We start from the raw sequence: 17,775 nt of genomic DNA, 5'->3' as shown, positions 1-17,775 counted from the left end.
GGGTTTGGTAAAGCGGGCAACCTGACGGTTGGCAGCATAACCGCATGAATCACACAGAATCAAGGTATCTTCGCCGATTGGGTTGAGGTACATGAATTCATGCGAAAGTTTTCCGCCCATCATGCCGCTGTCGGAAGCCACCGCAATCACCGGCAGACCGCAACGCTGAAAAATTCGGAAATAGGCCGCATAATGGGCATCATATTGTTTTTGCAGCCCGTCCCAGTCTGCATCCAGCGAGTAAGAATCCTTCATCACGAATTCACGTACCCGAATCAAACCGGCACGCGGGCGAGGGTCGTCGCGGAATTTGGTTTGAATTTGATAGATCAGGCGGGGCAACTGACGATGAGAACGAATTTCGCGGCGTACCAAATCCGCTACGGACTCTTCGTGGGTCATCGCCAGTACCAGATCGCGTTCGGCGCGGTCTTTGAAGCGTGCCAGTTCAGCGCCGATGCGATACCAGCGTCCGCTTTCTTTCCAGATTTCGGCGGGTAAGACCAGCGGCAGGCTGACTTCCTGTCCCCCGATGGCTTGCATCTCCTCGCGCAAAATGCGCTCGATTTTCCGCTGGACACGCAGACCCAACGGCAGCGCAGCAAAGATGCCGGCCGCTACCTGGCGGATATAACCGGTGCGCAGCAAATAACCGTAACCGGGGGATTGAGCCTCAGCGGGGGTTTCGCGCAGGGTTTGTGAAAATAGTTCGGACATGCGCATGGCGGTTATCCTCTCCGGGGTTATTCCCAATCATCCGGTTCAAGGTGGACATAAGCGCGGTCAATTTCGGGCATGGCTTCCAGCCGGGCAATGATTTCGTCGGTGATGCGGTGCGATTCGGTCAGGGTGGTTTGCCCATCCACGTTGACGTGCAGGTCGGCAATCAGGCGCGGACCGGAGTAATCGGTCATCAGGTGATGAACGCGCAGCACGCCGGGGACGGAAGAAGCTGTCTCAATGATGCGCTGGCGCAGCTCCTCGGAAGCGCCGCCGCCAGTCAGAAAGTTGAGGTTTTCACGGGCAGCCAGAAATGCCGCGCGGAAAATCCATATTGCCACCGCAAAACCGGCAAGGGGGTCGGTGAGGGGGTGTACCAGTTTGGAACCAAATGCGCCAACAAAGGCTGCTGAGGAGGTCAGTACATCGCTGAGGTTGTCTTTGGCAGCCGTGTTGAGGGTGGGACTGGTCAGCTTTTTGGCTGTGTTGCGGATGAAAAGGAACATGCCCACTTTGACCGCGGCGCTGAAGAGCAGGACAGCGGTGGGCAGGCCGGGTTCAATTGCCAGCCCGCCCTGTTGAAAGCGCACAAAAGAAGCCCGCAGAGCTTCATAACCGGCAAATGCCATTGAAAAGGAAATGAGGGTACCCACCAGCGGCTCGAAACGGCTGTGACCCTGCGGGTGGGAGAGATCTGGGGGGCGCTGGGCCAGATACAGCCCCAACACCATCATCACCGAATACAATACATCCGAGATGGAGTTCGCAGCGTCGGAATAAAGGGCAACTGACCCGGAAAAATATGCCGCAAGACTCTTTACCACGGCCAGCAGGACATTACCGCTTATGGTCACCAGTAAAGCGGAACGATACAAACGGTTTTCTGCAGGTTGAGGCGTGTAATCGCGTACCCAGCGCATATCCTCTCCACATAAAAAAGACCTCAAAGATGCTCTTGCCCCTGCCGAACAAGTCGGCTGGCACCTTTGAGGCTGATGACAAAGTATGTTGAAGGCTGTGTGCTCCGCCTGTGAGGCTTAGTTTACCATAAAACCGGCTGAAAGAAAGGATTTCGTGAGATTGCCTTACGGCAGCAATTCTGTTGTAAACACCCTTTCAACTTCCAATGGCTGGATGATCCCTGCCTCAACCAGCATGTTAGTCAGGGCTGACCACTGTTCCAGCGTCTGCCAGCCGTAGCCGTGCTTTTCGGTGAGGGGATTTTTGGCGTCACGCAGTTCGGTTTCCAGCATGTAGCGCATGTGCTGTGGGTCAGCCTGTGGGCCGGTATATTTAAGAACGATCTCAACCGCCTCTGCGGGGTTTTCTTCGGCATAGCGAATGCCCTCCAGCGCAGCTTTGAGGAAACGGCGCAGGACTTCGGGTTGTTCTTGCAGGATGCTTTCGGTTGTGACGTAGGTCAACCCCAGTGTAGGTACGCCGTAATCGGCGGCATCCCAGAGAGTCAATTCATAGCCCCACGAGCGAATCAGGTACGGCTCGTTGGACTTGAATAGAGGGTAGACATCCACCTTGCCTTCGGTGAGGATGCGCGGGTCAAAACCGACATTCACCAGTGAAACTTTATCGGCATCCGCGCCGGCCGCTTTGAGCAGGGCAAACAAGTCAGGCGGCGGTGTGCCTTTGTAGCCGACCAGTCGTCCTTCCCAGTCTTTCGGGGTTTGAATACCGGAAGAAGCCAGGGCGGCGTAGGCCTGCTGTCCGCGCTGACCAATCAGGGCAATCGAAACCAGCGGCAGACCCGGATCGGCGCGGCGCTGCAGGAGAACGGCGGCATCCTGTGTAGTTACCTGAATTTTGCCAGCGGTGAGCAGTTGGAGATGCTCACCCTGCCCGGCGGAATGTTCAATGGTGACATCCAGTCCCTCTCGCTGAAAGAATCCCTTTTCTTTGGCGACATAAGCGCCCACAAACGGCAGGTTGGCCTGAGGTTTGTAACCGGCCATGAAGGTCATGGACATTAAAGGCGGAACAGTTGGGGGCTGCGCCGTCAGCGGTGGTGCGCAGGCAGCAAGCGCCAATAAGAAAATCATCCACAAGAGCAAAAATTGCCAGCGTTTCATCATCATCACCTCTCACAAGTCAGTTTGGGATTGCCAGAAAATGATCCGCCGTTCCAGCCAAGCGGTCAGGCGGTAGAGCGACATGCCAGCCGCGGCGAGGATGAAAATGGCCGCAAAGAGAAAGGGCAGGTTAAGGTTGGTGTAGGCCAGCCACATCACCCGCCCCAATCCGCCGGATGCGCCAGTCCATTCGGCGACCACCGCACCGATCAACGAAAGCGGCGCGCTGATTTTCAGGGCGGCAAATAAATAGGGCAGCGCGCCCGGCGCGCGTAAGTGACGGAAGATTTCAGAGCGTGAAGCGTGCCAGGAGTGGAACAGTTCCAGATGATGAGAATCGGTTTTTTGAAGCCCGCTGAGCACGTTGACCAGCACGGGAAAAAAGGTCAACAGCGCGGTGATGAGAATTTTAGGCAGCACACCGAACCCCAGCCAGATGGTCAGCAGCGGAGCGATGGCAACCAGCGGGGTAGATTTGAGCAAAATGGCCAGGGTCATAACGCCGTCCTCCAAACCCGGCAGCAAAGTGAGCAGCGAGGCAATCAGTACCCCTGCCAGCACGCCGAGCAGCAAGCCGGCAAAGGCTTCTCCAAGGGTAATCAGGCTGGCGTTGGCATACAGACCGGGCTGCTCGATCAGGGTTCGTAAGATGCGGCTGGGCGCAGGCAGCAAATACACCGGTACGGCCAGCAGTTTGACCATCCCTTCCCACAGGATCAGGAAAAGCAGCACAATCAGAGCGGCGGTTTGTCCGCCGTTCAAGCGCTGTACTTTCACACCACCGCCTCCCTGCTGTGATTCAGAGCGGCACGCAGCTGCTTGAGCAAGGCTTGAAAGACAATACTATCCTCTGCGCGCGGATGGGGCAGGTCAACGGGTATATCAGCGATGATTTGCCCGGGCGCCGCCGAGAGGACAATCACCCGATCGGCCAGCCGCACAGCTTCATAGATGTTGTGAGTCACCCAAAGGACGGTGGGTTGGGCAGGCTGCCACAATTCCAGTAATTCGCGGGTCAGCTTTTCGCGGGTGATTTCATCCAGCGCGGCGAAGGGTTCATCCATCAGCCAGAGGCCGGCATTTTGAATCAACAATCGTGCCAGTGCCAGCCGCTGCTGCATACCGCCGGAGAGGGTGAAAGGGTAGGCGTGGGCAGCCTGCTGCAGCCCAACCCGGCGCAAGGCTTCTTCCACACTCATCTGATGGTTAAGACGGGTTGCCAGCAGCCTGCGCGCCAGTGAGATGTTCTGCTCGGCGGTCAGCCACGGGAGTAGCGCCGGGCTTTGGGCCATCCAGGCTACCTGACGGGCGGCATTGGCCTGAGCGGGTGTCTTCCCATCCAGCCAGATGCTGCCCTGCGTGGGTTGAATCAGGCTGGCGATCAGCCGCAGCAGGGTGGATTTGCCGCAACCACTCGGCCCGATAACCGCAACAAATTGGCCGCTGGGAATGCTCAAATTCAAGTTGAGCAAAGCCGGGCGCGGCTGCGGGGTAAAAAAGGTGTGGCTGAGGGCGTTGATTTCAACATTCATGGGAGAGAGGAATCGCTTTTGGGTGAGGTTGCGGTCAGTAAACCCTTCCAGCCGCGCAAGGACTCGGGGATAATCTGAAAGACCTGCTGAATCTGATCGCTGGAAGGCGCCATGCTGGCTTCCCCCAAATATCTTTGGGACAGGCGTTGCAACAATTCATTTAAGCGCGGGTCATCTTTGGCAAGCGGCAGAGGCACGGCTTTGCCGCGCGCCGAAACGCGGCGCAAAGGCGGCCATGGTTCATCAATGGTGAGCGAGGTTTCGGGATTGTGGAGCAGGTACTCTGCCCAAAGTGAACCCTGCCAGGCAATCAGGTAAAAGGCTTTGCCATCCCACTCTTGCCAGACCGGAATGACGTGCGGTTTTCCATCAGGACGCAGGCAGGCCAGTCTTGCTGTCCAGGGGCCTTGTAAAAAGCGGCGGATCTCTTGCAGGGTCAATTGAGCTTCAGCGGTGAGCTGGTTAGGCGGTTGTACCTGATAGGGTGTATAGGTGATTGCCCCAAGCCGGTAGGAAAGGCGGGCGGCCAGCTCGCGCAGCTCGCCCAGCCATTCCGCCAGCAGGTTTTCTTCCCTCCAGCGAAAGGCCGGTGCACTCAGCAGCAGAGCGGCCTGCGGATGAACACCATCCGGGCAGACGGGCAGGGCCAGTTCGATGGTTTCGGTTGAACCTTTCAGAGAGTAACCGTTGCGCACGACTGCGGCAGCCGGCGGAGATTGGAATAAATCCTCGGCAGCGTTGGGGGTTTTGATCACGTCGCCAACGGGATAGGCGCTGCGCACGGTTTGACGGCTTTCCACCTGCGCCAGGTTCAACACTCCCTGAGCGGCCGGGACCGTGATGAGCAGGGTTTCCGGACAGGATTGGTGGCGGGCTTCCTGGTAAAATGCGTCCATCAGGTTTTGGTGGAACTCGCTGCTGGTGGTGCGCCAGACAGTCAAACGCGCACCGGCACGGTAACGCCCGCGGGGCTCGCTTTGTTCAAGGTAACCGGCGTTTTTCAGGGTGCGCAGCAAGAGGAACAAAGCCCCGCGTGAAATTCCCAACTGGGGCAAAATTTCCTGGGGGGTGAGGCCTTCCGGGTGGCTGAGGAACAATTCCACCAGTTTGAGTGTGCGTTCGGCGGTAGTAACCAGCGAATCGTTTTTCATTATTTTTTTGTTCAATTATTTGGACTTAGGTATAATTTTATATACGATGTTCAATTTGTCAATAGTCGTCCATTCGTTTTTTTTCACCAAAATAGATAAAGTAAGAAATCGGATGGGTGGAGTATCCAACCAGTAAAGAAGTTGATTTGTAAGGAACATTACCATGTCATCCAATCCAAATAAGGGTATGAATCTCCGTCCTCAGATTGCGGTAGCCGTTTTGATTGGCGGTCTGCTGCTGTTGGTGTGGTTGTTGCCCAGACCGAATTATCCGGAGGTGGCCGAGCAGCGCCTACTGGATGACCCATATTTGGGCAATCCCGATGCGCCAATCGTTTTGATCGAATACGGCGATTATGCCTGCGAGGCCTGCCGGTTGTGGCACCAGGCGCAGGTGCGGCAGGGACTACTGGCCCGTTACCCGGATCAGGTACGGTTTGTCTGGCGGGACAATGCGAGACGCAGCACCGCCTCCATCAAAGCAGCAGAAGCCGGGCAGTGCGCTCACAATCAGGGGAGGTTTTGGGAATATCATGATCTTCTGTTTGAACAGGAAGAAGGGTTGGGGGTGGAGGCTCTCAAAAATTACGCTGTTCGGCTTGGGCTGGATGTGGAAAAATTTAATCGCTGCCTCGACGAAGATCACATGCGCCGCAAAGTGGAATTCGACATGCGGCGGGCAGGTGAATATGGTTTCAGTGTTACCCCGGCCTTCTGGGTGAACGGCAAGAAAATCATTGGGCCGCCTGCGCTGGATTATTTGAGCGAAATCATCGAGGGTCAACTGGCACAAGGCCGGCCTTGAAGATTCTGCATAGCCGACAATTTGTATGACAATTATCCGCCGCTAAAATTACAAGTGTTATTGACTGGGTTTTTTGAATTCACTATAATAAAAGTACTTCACCCTGCAGTTTCATACGGTATTACCATCTTCATCCCAAAAATTTAGTTGTAAGACCCGTCCAGCAGGCTTAAAAGCCGTGCGGGTTGTTTTGTTTCCATTCCTCTCGGGTGCATCATCCCTGCCTGGAGGACTGGAAACCTTCCATTAATCCCCAAATTTACAAGGAGCAAATCAAATGAAACTTACTCCCCCAACCCCCGTTTCCGTGGATACGTTGACAATTGATATTGGCGAGGTGGAAGCCATTTTACAGGGTTATCCCATGCAGCTGCCGCCCTGGCCGGAAGCCACCTTCCAGCTCAAAGACGGCCGCACGCTCTATCTGCGCTCTATGACTGAGGACGATATCCCCACTTTGCTCGGTTTCATGGAGCGGGTGATGAAGGTTGAGAAAGATTTTTACGATATTGTGGGCGTGCGTGTTTATGGGGAAATTCTGGCGGTCAAACGCAAACGCATTAAGGATGCCTTCACCATCCTGGGTTTAATTGACGGTGAGTTCGTCGGTTTTGCCAACGGGCGTTTCTGGAACAAAGACCTGGCGATCAGCCTGCACACCATGGCTTTCTCGCGCCGCGGTCGGGTAGGCTGGGCAATGTACTATGCCAAGACCTACTACGCCATGGAAATCTGCAAGGCTAAGGAGTGGTGGTCCACTTTTGAGAGTTACAACGGCTGGCGTATGGCCGGACTGGCGATGGCGCAACCCACCAAACCGTGGCCGGAATATCAGCACGAGCTTGGCGGCGCCAAGGTCTTCTATGTCAATCAGGACCACTGGAATATTCAGCTCAAGCAATATCTGGTAGATGCGGTCGGCAACGACCTGAATTTCGATGTGCCGGAAGAAGTGCGCAAGGCAAACGCTGTACTGCGCGTGCCGGAAAATCTTGAACTCTAAGAATCGCTAATGGAGGCCGGCTTGACCCGTCATAGCAGGGGTCAAGCCGGCAGGAATGGATTTGCTGGTGGAATTTGTGCGGATTGACTCTGATTTTCTAAAGTGATATACTCAAATTGTCAGTTGTCCAACAATTCTTGTTACGGCCGGGTTTCAGCCGCAATCCGCTTTACCCGAACAAAACCGAACCAATTGCATATCCCAATCCGATACCGAAAGGCAATTCCTTTTCAGGCATCAGCCGAAAATGGATTTTCACCTTTATCCACCATTCGAAAATCAACCGGCGGGAAATCTTTTCCCTTCGGTTATTTTGATTTATCTCACAAGAAGGAGTAAACGATGAGTGTGATTAAAGCCGAAGTTCGCAGCGGTGTTTACTACGACTCAGCGGTTCTGATGCAATTACAGCGTTCACTGGCTGATTTACCGGGTGTGGAAGACGCTGGCGTAATTATGGGAACGCCGACCAATAAAGAATTACTGGCGCGAGTGAATTTGATTACCCCGGAAGTGGAACAGGCCAAAGAAAATGATCTGGTGATTGTGGTGCGGGCTGGTGAAGAACGCGCCGTCAATGATGCCTTGATGCGGGTGGATGAATTGCTCACCGCGCGCAAATCCAGCATTCAACAGGATTACCGCCCGCGCAGTCTGGAAGGCGCCCAAGGCATGATGCCGGATGCCAACTGGGTGCTGATTTCGGTGGCCGGGCGTTATGCTGCCGGCGTTGCCCGCGAAGCCTTGCGCCTCAACAAGCATGTGTTCCTCTTCAGCGATAATGTTTCCGTTGAAGAGGAAATTTCTTTAAAAGCAGAGGCTGCTCAAAAAGGGTTGCTGGTGATGGGACCCGATTGCGGCACGGCGATGATCAACGGGATTGGCCTGGGGTTTGCGAACAAAGTGCGCCGTGGACCGATTGGGGTGGTGGCAGCCGCCGGTACCGGCTTACAGCAAGTCGCTTCGCGGATTGATCAATTGGGCGGCGGAATGACCTTTGGCATTGGCACCGGCGGACGTGACCTTTCCGAAAAGGTTGGCGGTGTAACCTTCTTGATGGGGTTGGATGCTCTCAGCCGCGATCCAGACACAAAAGTGATTGTGCTGGTTTCCAAACCGCCTTCCCCCAAAGTTGCTGATGAGGTTTTGCGGGTGGCGCGGAAAGCGGGCAAGCCGGTGGTGGTCAATTTCATCGGGCGGACGCCGATTTCCCGCAGGGTGGGCAATCTGTTCTTCGCTTCCGGGTTGGATGATGCCGCCGCGCTGGCGGTTGAACTGGCTAAAAACCCGCCCGACATTGGCGCGGAACCCGACCTGCCCATCCAGCGTTTTGCAGCCGGGCAAAAGTACCTGCGTGGTTTATTCTCCGGCGGCACGCTGGCCTACGAGGCGCAGCACCTGCTGACCGAATATGTCCCCAAAGTGTATGCCAATGCGCCGATCAACAAAGAAAACAAACTCAAAGACTCGCTGGTCAGTGTCGAACATACCATCGTGGATCTGGGTGAGGATGAATTTACGGTCGGACGCCTGCACCCCATGATGGACAACGAATTGCGTATTCGCCGTTTGATGGAAGAAGCGGATGATCCAGAAGTGGCCGTGATTTTGCTGGATGTGGTGATCGGTTATGGCTCACATCCTGATCCGGCCAGTGAACTGGGGCCGGCAATTGCCGAAGCCAAAGCCAAAGCCGAAAAAGCCGGCCGCTACCTGGAAGTGGTGGTGGTATGCACGGGAACGGAGGATGATCCGCAAAAACTCAGCAATCAAATCCGCCAGTTAAAGCGCGGCGGTGCATGGGTGGAAACCAGCAATGAAGCGGCGGTGCGTTATGCCGGGCAGATTATTCAGGCGCTCAATCAAAAGGCAGAAGAAGCGCGTCCGGCAGTAAAACCGGTGGATCTGGAAGTGTTAAAGAAACCGGTCAAGGCGTTTAATGTCGGATTGGAGTCTTTTGCTGTAAACCTGACTGCACAGGAAACGCCGGTCGTGCATGTGGACTGGCGGCCGCCGGCCGGCGGTAACGAAAGACTTGCCAGCATTCTGGAGAGGATGAAGAAGATTTCATCCGATTAAGTATCCCGACCCAGTTATGTTGAACCTAATTTTGGAGGAGGATCATGATCAATATTGAAGAGGCCAATAAGAAGGCTGTTGAAAATATGATGGAAGCCAGACCGGTTGTCGTTGGCGTGGCTCCGGCGATGGATGTCATTCCGGGCATGAAGGATAATTTGCTGCTGCATGCCGGCCCACCGGTTACATGGGAACGCATGGCCGGCCCGATGAAGGGTAACATGATCGGTGCCCTTTTGTTTGAGGGCAAAGCCAAAGATGCCAAGGAAGCAGAAGCCATGCTGGCATCGGGTGAATTTGAATTTGCGCCGTGCCATGATTATGCTTCAGTTGGGCCGATGGCGGGAGTCATTTCCCCGAAGATGATGGTTTATATTGTAGAAGATCAGGTATTTGGCAACAAAGCCTTTTCCGGTCTGAATGAGGGGCGTGGCAAAGTCATGCGCATGGGCGCTTACAGCGACGATGTGATTCAGCGTATGGACTGGTTGAACAATGTTCTCGGCCCGACAGTGGATGCTGCCCTCAAATCCAGCGGTGGAGTTGACCTGCGATCGCTGCTTGGCAAAGCGCTACACATGGGGGATGACGGGCACAATCGGCTGGATGCAGCCTCCATTTTGTTCACCAGTCAGCTGGCTGCACATGTGGCAAAAGTGGCCAAAAACTCAGATGTAGCTTTTGATGTCTTGAAGTTCATGGCTGAAAATGCGCTGACCATCCTCAACCCGGTCATGGCGGGCTGCAAAACAGCCTCCATGGCTTCGCACGGCGTGGAAGGCAGCACGGTGGTTTCAATCATGGCGCGCAATGGCACCGATTTTGGTTTGAAAGTCAGCGGATTGGGCGACCGCTGGTTCACTGCCCCCGCCCCGCATGTCAAAGCGTTGTACTTTGCAGGCTTCACCGAAAAGGACGCCAACCCCGATATTGGCGACAGCGTCATTACCGAGACGACCGGCATTGGCGGTTTTGCCATGGCAGCCGCCCCGGCAATTGTGACCTTCATCGGCGGCACGGCTCAGGATGCCATTCGCACCACCCTGGATATGTACGAAATCACCACGGCCGAGCACAAATACTATACCATTCCCTATCTTGATTTCCGCGGCACACCCACCGGTGTGGATATTCGCAAGGTGGTGGAAAAACAGCTGCCGCCGCGCGTCAACACGGGTGTGGCTCACAAAGACCCCGGTGTGGGACAGGTGGGGGCAGGCGTGGTGAGCATGCCGATGTCGGCTTTTGAAGATGCCCTGATTGCTTTTGCCGACAAATACGGAATTTAAACCATTCGATCACAAGCGGAGGGAAACATGGATCGCGAAAAATTTATCAAAATGATGGCGGAAGCCAAATTGTATGACCTGACTCAGGGATGCAGCATCTTCACGCCACCGTTCCCCGGCGATAAAGCCCTGGAAGTACACTTCTTCAAGCGTGTGACCGGCGCCTACGGCGGCGGGGCAGGCGCAAACGGCCAGATTTTGAACTGGTCGAACACGGTAGGTACCCATCTGGTGGGTGAAACGGCTTATCACTCCGGCGGGCGGGCTATCTCCGACATCCCGCTCAGTGATTTGTGCGGTCAGGGTGTGGTGGTGGATATTTCCGATATGGTTTCGGATTACAGCCTGTACACCCCTGAGATGATCATGAAGAAAGCCGATGTCCGTAAAGGCGATATTTTGATCATCAACACGGGTTATCACCGCTACTCCTGGGATCAGCCGGATGTAATCAATCCTAAGGCGCAGGGCGGGGTTGAATCCAAAGAATTCGGATTTCTGGTGCGCCACCCCGGCCCCTCACCGGAATTCTTCCAGTGGGCACTCGACATGAAGTTGAAGTGGATCGGTGTGGACTGCGGTTGTGCCGAACACCCCATGAATACCCCCATCCGCCGGCTGCATGAAAACGAATTCAAAAAAGCCGAAGCCAAGTTGCTCAAAGAGTACGGCAAGACGTGGGATGAGATGTTCCCCCAGGACTGGTACTATGAGATGACTCATATCACCCTGCCCAAGAATCATCTCGTATTCGTTGAGTCGATTGTCGGCGAAATTGACAAGCTCAAGAATCAGCGGGCGTGGATTGCGGTGATGCCAATTCCCTTCATGGAAGTGGAAACCGCCTGGGCGCGGGTGGTGGCTTATCAGCCGCCGGCCTGGATGGAAGAAAAAGAGTTCTATGAGGCGATGGATCGCGCTCAAATGATTGATATGACCGTGCCGTTTTCGGTGCGCTCGCCCCAGTGGGCGAACTATGAGCCGTTGACGGTCAAGTACTTCAAGCGGGTGGGCGGCGCCCATTATGGCATGGCACGCAACGGTTCCATCTGTAATGCCTCAATCCATCTGGCAACCCACATGGACGGCGAAAAGCATTTCTACCCCAACGGACGCACAATCGGTGAAGTACCGTTAGAGGAGTGGGTCGGCCCGGGCGTAATTGCCGATATTTCCAGCATGGTCAGCAATTCCAGTGTCTATTCGCCGGAGATGATTGAAAAGGTGGTCGAGGTACGCGAAGGCGATATTTTGATCATCAAGACCGGCTGGTACAAATACGGCTGGATCAGCCCGGACTCGGATGAGTTCCGCTACATGATCAAGCACCCCGGTCCATCGGCTGACTTTGCGCAATGGGCGGCGGAGAAGAAGATCAAGTGGATTGGGGTGGACTGTGTGGCAGCCGACCACCCGATGAACACCATCCAGCGCATCTGGCATCCCAAGACCTTTGAAGAAGCCAATGAAAAACTCAAACGCGACTTTGGCAAATCATGGGATGAGATGTTCCCGCTCGACCAGTATTATCAGGATATGCACCTCAACCTGTTCCCCAAGAAGATCGTTCACGCCGAGAACCTTGGCTATCAGATTGCGGATGCGCCCAGCGGGCGTTACTACATCGGCTGCTTTGTGCAGAAGGCAATGGAAGCGGAGTCGATGTGGGGACGCTTTGTAGCCTTCAAGGAAGGATGAGTTGAAAATGGCAGCCCTCAAAAAGTTGCATTTTTTGGGGGCTGCCCCCATAATATTAATCTCCGATTAATGGTTGTGGATCAATTGGAAGTTTTCCCATTTTCTAAATTTACTAAAGGACTTGTAGGAACCCTCTCGAGGAGGTAATGATTATATGAAACCGGCTCCATTTGATTACTATGCACCAACCAGCGTTGAAGAGGCGCTGGCTACCCTGCAAAATTTAGGGTACGACGGAAAGGTGCTTGCCGGCGGCCAGAGTCTGATTCCGGCAATGAATTTCCGCATGGCGCGTCCGGCTGCACTGGTTGACCTGAATAAGGTCAAAGAATTATTTTATATCAAACCAACCGATGACGGCGGGCTGGCTATCGGCACCATGACGCGGGATAGTCTGGTGGAAAAAGACCCGCTGGTCGCCGAACGTTTCCCAATTGTTCCATTTGTGGTCAAGCACATTGCCCATCCGCAAATCCGCAATCGCGGAACATTTGGCGGGGCAATTGCCCATGCCGACCCGGCGGCGCAGATCCCGGCTTTATCGGTAGCCCTTAAAGCACGCTTTCTGGTGCGCAAACAAGGCGGTGAGCGCTGGGTCAATGCTGAGGATTTCTTCATGGGTCCGTTTATGACCGTGCTGGAACCGGAAGAAATGCTGGCGGAGGTGGTTTTGCCGCCCATGGCCAAGGGCAGCGGTGCTTCTTACCAGCAGGTTTCCCGCCAAAAGGGCGGGTATGCGCAGGCGGCAGTCATCAGCGTGGTGGTGGTGGATGAGAATAAACGCTGTAAGGATGCACGGGTGGTTTTGTTCAGTGTTGGCGAAACTCCCATTCTCTCTCAGGCGGCCAGCAAGATTCTGGTAGGAAATGTGCCGACGGCTGAGGCGATTGCCGAAGTGGCTGAGAAAATCTCCAAAGATGAAGTTGACCCCGGCACGGACATTCACGGCACCGCAGAATACCGCCGCCATCTGGTCAAAGTGCTGGTGAGGCGCGGTCTGACCGAAGCCTTCGAGCGAGCAAAGTAAAAAGGAGGATGACATGGCTCAAACAGTCAAAATTAATGTTACCGTGAACGGCAGGCAGTATGAGCGAGAGGTTGAGCCCCGTCTTCTGCTGAGCGATTTTATCCGCCACGATCTCGGGCTGACCGGCACCCACGTCGGCTGTGAACACGGTCTGTGCGGCGCATGCACCATTCTCATGGATGGGGAAGCGGTGCGCTCCTGCACCATTTTCGCCGTGCAGGCCGATGGGCATGAAATTCAAACGGTCGAATCGCTGGGCACACCGGAAAAGCTACACCCACTTCAAGAAGCTTTCATTGAAAAGCATGCTCTGCAATGCGGTTTTTGCACGCCTGGCTTTTTGATGACAATTCTGGATTATCTGGGAGACAACCCTAACCCCACTGAAGAAGAAATTCGTGAGGCGATTGATGGCAACTTCTGCCGCTGTACCGGCTATTTCAACATCATCGAGGCGGTGAAGCTGGCTGCCGAAAAGATGGCGTCTCATTAAAGGATGAAAGGAGAAGCAACCGTGGCAGGTAAATTTGTTCATCAATCCATCAAACGTATTGAAGATCCCGAGTTGATTACTGCCAATGTCCAGTTTTTGGACGACATTAATCTTCCAGGAATGCTTCATGCTGCTTTCAAGCGTTCCGACTACGCCCATGCGCGCATCAAGAGCATAGATGTCAGCGAAGCGCGTAAACTGCCGGGAGTGATTGGCGTTTACACCGCCGAAGATTTCGGCGATTACGTGAAACCCGGTCCTTTACAGGTGCCGCCCCCCACGGCGATCAAAGGCGCAACCTATGTTGCCCGCACGACCATGCCGATTGCCAAAGATAAGGTGCGTTACGCTGGCGAACCGGTGGCAATTGTGATTGCCGAATCGCGCTATATTGCCGAAGATGCCTGCGATTTGATTTATGTGGATTACGAACCGCTGGAGGCGGTGGTTGATCTGGAAAAAGCCCTGCAGCCCGGTTCACCGCTGGTGCATGACGACCTGCCTTCCAATGAGGCCGGTCATGTGCGTCAGGAACGCGGCTCGTGGGAACAGGCGGTCAAAGAAGCCGATCTGATTATCAAACGCAAGTTCTTCATCAACCGCAACGCCGGCGCGGCGATGGAAAATCGCGGCATCATTGTTCAATGGGATAAACAAGCCAAACAGATGACCATCTGGTGCGGTACGCAGTCGGTGATTGCACTGCGCAATCAGACTGCAGCACGGTTGGGGCTGTTTGAAAGCCAGGTGCGGGTAATTACCCCCAACACAGGCGGCGGTTTTGGGCCGAAAATCAACACATCCCTGCCGGATGATGTGTTGATCACTTATCTTGCAATGAAACTGGAACGGCCGATTAAGTGGTTTGAAGACCGGCGTGAAAACTTTTTAGCCACCACCTCGGAACGCGATCAGGTTCATTACTGTGAGATCGCTGTCAAACGAGACGGTACCATTGTGGGATTGAAAGACTTTTTCTACCACAACACTGGTGCCTATAACCCGTACATGATGACCGTGCCGCTCAATTCTCAGACTCACACGGTTACCAACTACCGCGTACCCAACTTCCTGACCGAGTTTTATGTGGTTTTTACCAACCAGATGATCGTTACACCGGTGCGCGGCGCAGGACGTCAGTACGGTGTTTTCGTGATGGAACGCATGCTGGATGCGGCTGCCAAAGAACTGGGAATGAGCCCGGTCGAAATCCGCCGCAAGAATCTGCTGCCGGCCAATGCCTACCCGTACTACACCAGCATCATCGGGCAGGACTTTGTGGAAGGGGTGTTGGACAGCGGCGACTATCCCACTGCGTTTGAAAAGACTCTCGAATTGATTGAATACGATAAATTTGTCAACGAAGTACAGCCCAAACTGCGCGCTGAAGGCAGAAAGGTCGGCATAGGCGTGGCCTGCTTCAGCGAAGGCACGGGGGTCGGCCCCTACGAAGGTGCGCGGGTGACCGTGGGCGGAAACGGTAAAGTTGTGGTGACAACCGGTTACACCTCGCAAGGTCAGGCGCATTACACCACCTTTGCTCAAATCGTTGCCGATCAGCTGGGTGTGGATGTCAAAGATGTCAAGGTGATTACCGGAGATACCGGCTATTTTGGCTGGGGTGCGGGTACCTTTGCCAGCCGCGGTATTACTGTGGCCGGTACGGCCACGCATCTGGCTGCGCAGAAGGTGCGCCAGAAAGCGCTCAAATTAGCCAGCAAGATTTTGGAAGCGCCGGAAGAAGAACTGGAACTGGCTGATGGTGTGGTGCGTGTTGCCGATATCCCCTCCAAGTTCATCTCGCTCGGAGAACTGGCCATCATCGCCAACCCGATGCGCGGAACGATGGAACCGGGTGCCGAACCCGGATTGGAAGCAGTTGCCTATTATGGGCCGCCCTACGGCGCAACCGGCGCAGGCGCAGTGGGGCTGATTTTGGAAGTTGACCCGGAAACGATGCAGGTCAGTTTGGAGAAAATGGCATTTGTGCACGACTGCGGAACGCCGGTCAACCCGATGGTGGTGGACGGTCAGATCCACGGCGGTATTCAAATGGGTATTGGGGATGCCTTCTACGAAGAGCTGATTTACGATGAAAACGGACAGCTCGTCACGGCTTCTTTCATGGATTACCTCTTCCCGCAGGCAACCGATATGCCCAAGAAGCTGGTGCTGGGGCACATGGAAACCCCCTCGCCGCTCAATCCACTGGGCATCAAGGGTGTGGGAGAAGCCGGGGCGATTCCGATTCCCTCGGTATTTACCCAGGCGGTTGAAAACGCGTTGCAGGATACCGGTGTCGAGTTTGACCGCGATACGCTTTCACCGAGCCGGATTTTCACCTACGTTCAACAGGCGAAGGGCGCATGACGCCCTTCGCCACGTCTGGATCATTGATCCAAATCCAAACCCAACTTTATCACGGATGGAGGAATTCTTATAATGAAACTGGAAGGCGAGCACGTTTTTAAAGGTCCCCGAGAAGCAGTCTGGGAAATGTTTTACGATCCCGAAGTATTAGCCAGTGCGTTACCGGGTACACAAAAACTGGAAATGGTTGCCGAAAATGAATACGAAGGCGCCATGAATGTGAGAATTGGCCCGGTTTCCGGGTCATTTACGGGCAAGTTGGTCATTTCCGATGTTGTTGAACCGGAATCCTGCACCTTGACGGTGGACGGCCGCGGAACCCCCGGCTTTGCAAAAGGGGTTGGACGTGTCCAGTTTATTGATCAGGGTGATGGCACGACCCTTTTGAAATATGAAGGTGAAATGAACATCGGCGGTTCGCTGGCGAGTGTTGGTCAGCGTATGATTGATTCGGTCGCCAAGACCATGATTCGACAGGCGTTCGAAGTGCTGGACAAAGCTCTGGAAGCCCGCCTTGCTGCCAAAGCCAGCGGCAGTGAGGTTGTTGACTTCAAACCCCCGTCTGAAACCGAATTTGCCGCTGCCGTAGCCAAAGACATGGCGGGGGGTTTAACTAAAATACCAGAGGTTCGCTTGCTCATGTACATCATCCCTCTGGTTGCTGTGTTAGTCCTTCTGGCTGTTTTATTCCGAGGTTGCAGCGGTTAATGCCGCTGAAAAACAAGAAAGGAGGTGCTTATCGAGAAGCGCAGTGTGATCTCAATCTGGACAGCGGTTCGGATGTCCGCTTAAATCCCGCAAGGAGGAGAGGACGTTTCTGAACTCTGACACGGACGGTTGTTCCGGACCCAATTCCCAACCCTCAGTTTTCAATTTATTCTATCCAAATCTTTCTTCAAGGGAGGAAGACTTCAATGGCAACTGATGTTCAAAAACCAGCAGTTCTGGGTTATCTGCCGCAGGATACTCCGCCAGTTGGCCGAATGATTCTGCTGGGCTTCCAGCACGTCATTACCATGTTCCCGGCGACGGTACTGTGCGCCCTGCTGATGGGCTTTCCGGTCAGCACCGTTCTGACGGTAACCGGTTTTGGTACGGTGGTGGCGCTGATTGCCTCAAAACTGGCGATCGGCAATTACATCCCCCTGTATTATGGTTCGTCCTTCAGCTACATTGCGGCTGTGACCGCTATCACCAAACCAACCTTCGGTGTACCGGCTGACCCGGCTGTGCTTTCGATTGTGCAGACCGGTTTCATCGCGACCGGTGTGATTAACATCGTTGTTGGTTTAATCATCCGCCTTTCGGGCGGTAAGGAAGCCCTCGATAAAGTGCTGCCCCCCGTGGTGACCGGTTCGGTGGCCTGCACCATCGGTATCGGCCTCGGTAAAGCTGCGCTGGATATGTCCTCGGGTGTGGCAGGCGGTATTCTGACCGGTGATATGACCTGGTGGACGGTTTCGTTGATCACCCTGCTGGCCGCTTTCATCTTCTCGGTTTACCTGCAGGGCAAGGGTTTCATTG

16 protein-coding genes are annotated in these 17,775 nt (G+C 54.5%); 10 read left to right on the top strand and 6 right to left on the bottom strand.

Features of this window, described 5'->3' with window-relative positions; translation table 11 throughout:
• The 6 genes from proS to ACWIZX_RS12780 form a co-directional block, all read right to left on the bottom strand.
• Positions 1-717 (bottom strand): proline--tRNA ligase (gene proS, locus ACWIZX_RS12805; RefSeq protein WP_448336051.1); only part of this gene is annotated, 717 nt, incomplete at its 3' end.
• A 26-nt stretch (positions 718-743) separates the two neighbouring features.
• Positions 744-1,640: a cation diffusion facilitator family transporter gene (locus ACWIZX_RS12800; RefSeq protein ID WP_322792245.1), complete on the bottom strand. Its 897-nt coding sequence runs from the start codon at positions 1,638-1,640 to the stop codon at positions 744-746.
• A 165-nt stretch (positions 1,641-1,805) separates the two neighbouring features.
• A complete protein-coding gene (locus ACWIZX_RS12795; protein ID WP_448336050.1) occupies positions 1,806-2,810 on the bottom strand; it encodes an ABC transporter substrate-binding protein in 1,005 nt (334 codons plus the stop codon).
• A 6-nt stretch (positions 2,811-2,816) separates the two neighbouring features.
• Positions 2,817-3,581, bottom strand: coding sequence for an ABC transporter permease (locus ACWIZX_RS12790; protein ID WP_448336049.1), 765 nt, complete (start codon positions 3,579-3,581; stop codon positions 2,817-2,819).
• The gene (locus ACWIZX_RS12785) at positions 3,578-4,336 is read right to left on the bottom strand and encodes an ABC transporter ATP-binding protein (RefSeq protein ID WP_448336048.1); all 759 of its coding nucleotides are present in this window, start codon (positions 4,334-4,336) and stop codon (positions 3,578-3,580) included. The genes ACWIZX_RS12790 and ACWIZX_RS12785 overlap by 4 nt, the downstream gene beginning before the upstream one ends.
• Positions 4,333-5,487 (bottom strand): pyridoxamine 5'-phosphate oxidase family protein, encoded by a 1,155-nt coding sequence (locus ACWIZX_RS12780; protein ID WP_448336047.1) that lies wholly within the window; start codon positions 5,485-5,487, stop codon positions 4,333-4,335. The genes ACWIZX_RS12785 and ACWIZX_RS12780 overlap by 4 nt, the downstream gene beginning before the upstream one ends.
• Positions 5,488-5,674: 187 nt before the next feature.
• On the opposite strand from ACWIZX_RS12780, the gene ACWIZX_RS12775 reads away from it, so the two are divergent.
• The 10 genes from ACWIZX_RS12775 to ACWIZX_RS12730 form a co-directional block, all read left to right on the top strand.
• Positions 5,675-6,292, top strand: coding sequence for a DsbA family protein (locus ACWIZX_RS12775; protein ID WP_448336046.1), 618 nt, complete (start codon positions 5,675-5,677; stop codon positions 6,290-6,292).
• A gap of 277 nt (positions 6,293-6,569) precedes the next feature.
• Positions 6,570-7,295 carry a hypothetical protein gene (locus ACWIZX_RS12770; protein ID WP_322793487.1) on the top strand — a complete coding sequence of 242 codons (726 nt, stop codon included), beginning with the start codon at positions 6,570-6,572 and terminating at the stop codon, positions 7,293-7,295.
• A gap of 342 nt (positions 7,296-7,637) precedes the next feature.
• A complete protein-coding gene (gene fdrA, locus ACWIZX_RS12765; protein ID WP_448336045.1) occupies positions 7,638-9,374 on the top strand; it encodes an acyl-CoA synthetase FdrA in 1,737 nt (578 codons plus the stop codon).
• A gap of 44 nt (positions 9,375-9,418) precedes the next feature.
• Entirely contained in the window at positions 9,419-10,663 is a 1,245-nt protein-coding gene (locus ACWIZX_RS12760) for a DUF1116 domain-containing protein (protein ID WP_448336044.1), read from the top strand.
• 27 nt (positions 10,664-10,690) lie between these two features.
• The gene (locus ACWIZX_RS12755) at positions 10,691-12,361 is read left to right on the top strand and encodes a cyclase family protein (protein WP_448336043.1); all 1,671 of its coding nucleotides are present in this window, start codon (positions 10,691-10,693) and stop codon (positions 12,359-12,361) included.
• Between the two features lie 154 nt (positions 12,362-12,515).
• On the top strand, positions 12,516-13,388 hold the full coding sequence (locus ACWIZX_RS12750) for an FAD binding domain-containing protein (protein WP_448336042.1): 873 nt from the start codon (positions 12,516-12,518) through the stop codon (positions 13,386-13,388).
• 13 nt (positions 13,389-13,401) lie between these two features.
• Positions 13,402-13,881 carry a (2Fe-2S)-binding protein gene (locus ACWIZX_RS12745; RefSeq protein ID WP_322792424.1) on the top strand — a complete coding sequence of 160 codons (480 nt, stop codon included), beginning with the start codon at positions 13,402-13,404 and terminating at the stop codon, positions 13,879-13,881.
• 21 nt (positions 13,882-13,902) lie between these two features.
• The gene (locus ACWIZX_RS12740; RefSeq protein WP_448336041.1) at positions 13,903-16,251 is read left to right on the top strand and encodes a molybdopterin cofactor-binding domain-containing protein; all 2,349 of its coding nucleotides are present in this window, start codon (positions 13,903-13,905) and stop codon (positions 16,249-16,251) included.
• Positions 16,252-16,323: 72 nt separating this feature from the next.
• The gene (locus tag ACWIZX_RS12735; protein ID WP_448336040.1) at positions 16,324-16,959 is read left to right on the top strand and encodes an SRPBCC family protein; all 636 of its coding nucleotides are present in this window, start codon (positions 16,324-16,326) and stop codon (positions 16,957-16,959) included.
• Positions 16,960-17,165: 206 nt separating this feature from the next.
• Positions 17,166-17,775, top strand: a 610-nt coding sequence (locus ACWIZX_RS12730; RefSeq protein ID WP_448336039.1) for a solute carrier family 23 protein, incomplete at its 3' end; no start/stop codon positions are given.

The sequence above is a fragment of the Bellilinea sp. genome (assembly GCF_053501535.1).
Note: the sequence above shows the minus strand (reverse complement) of the source record. Positions and strands in the feature narration are given on the sequence as shown.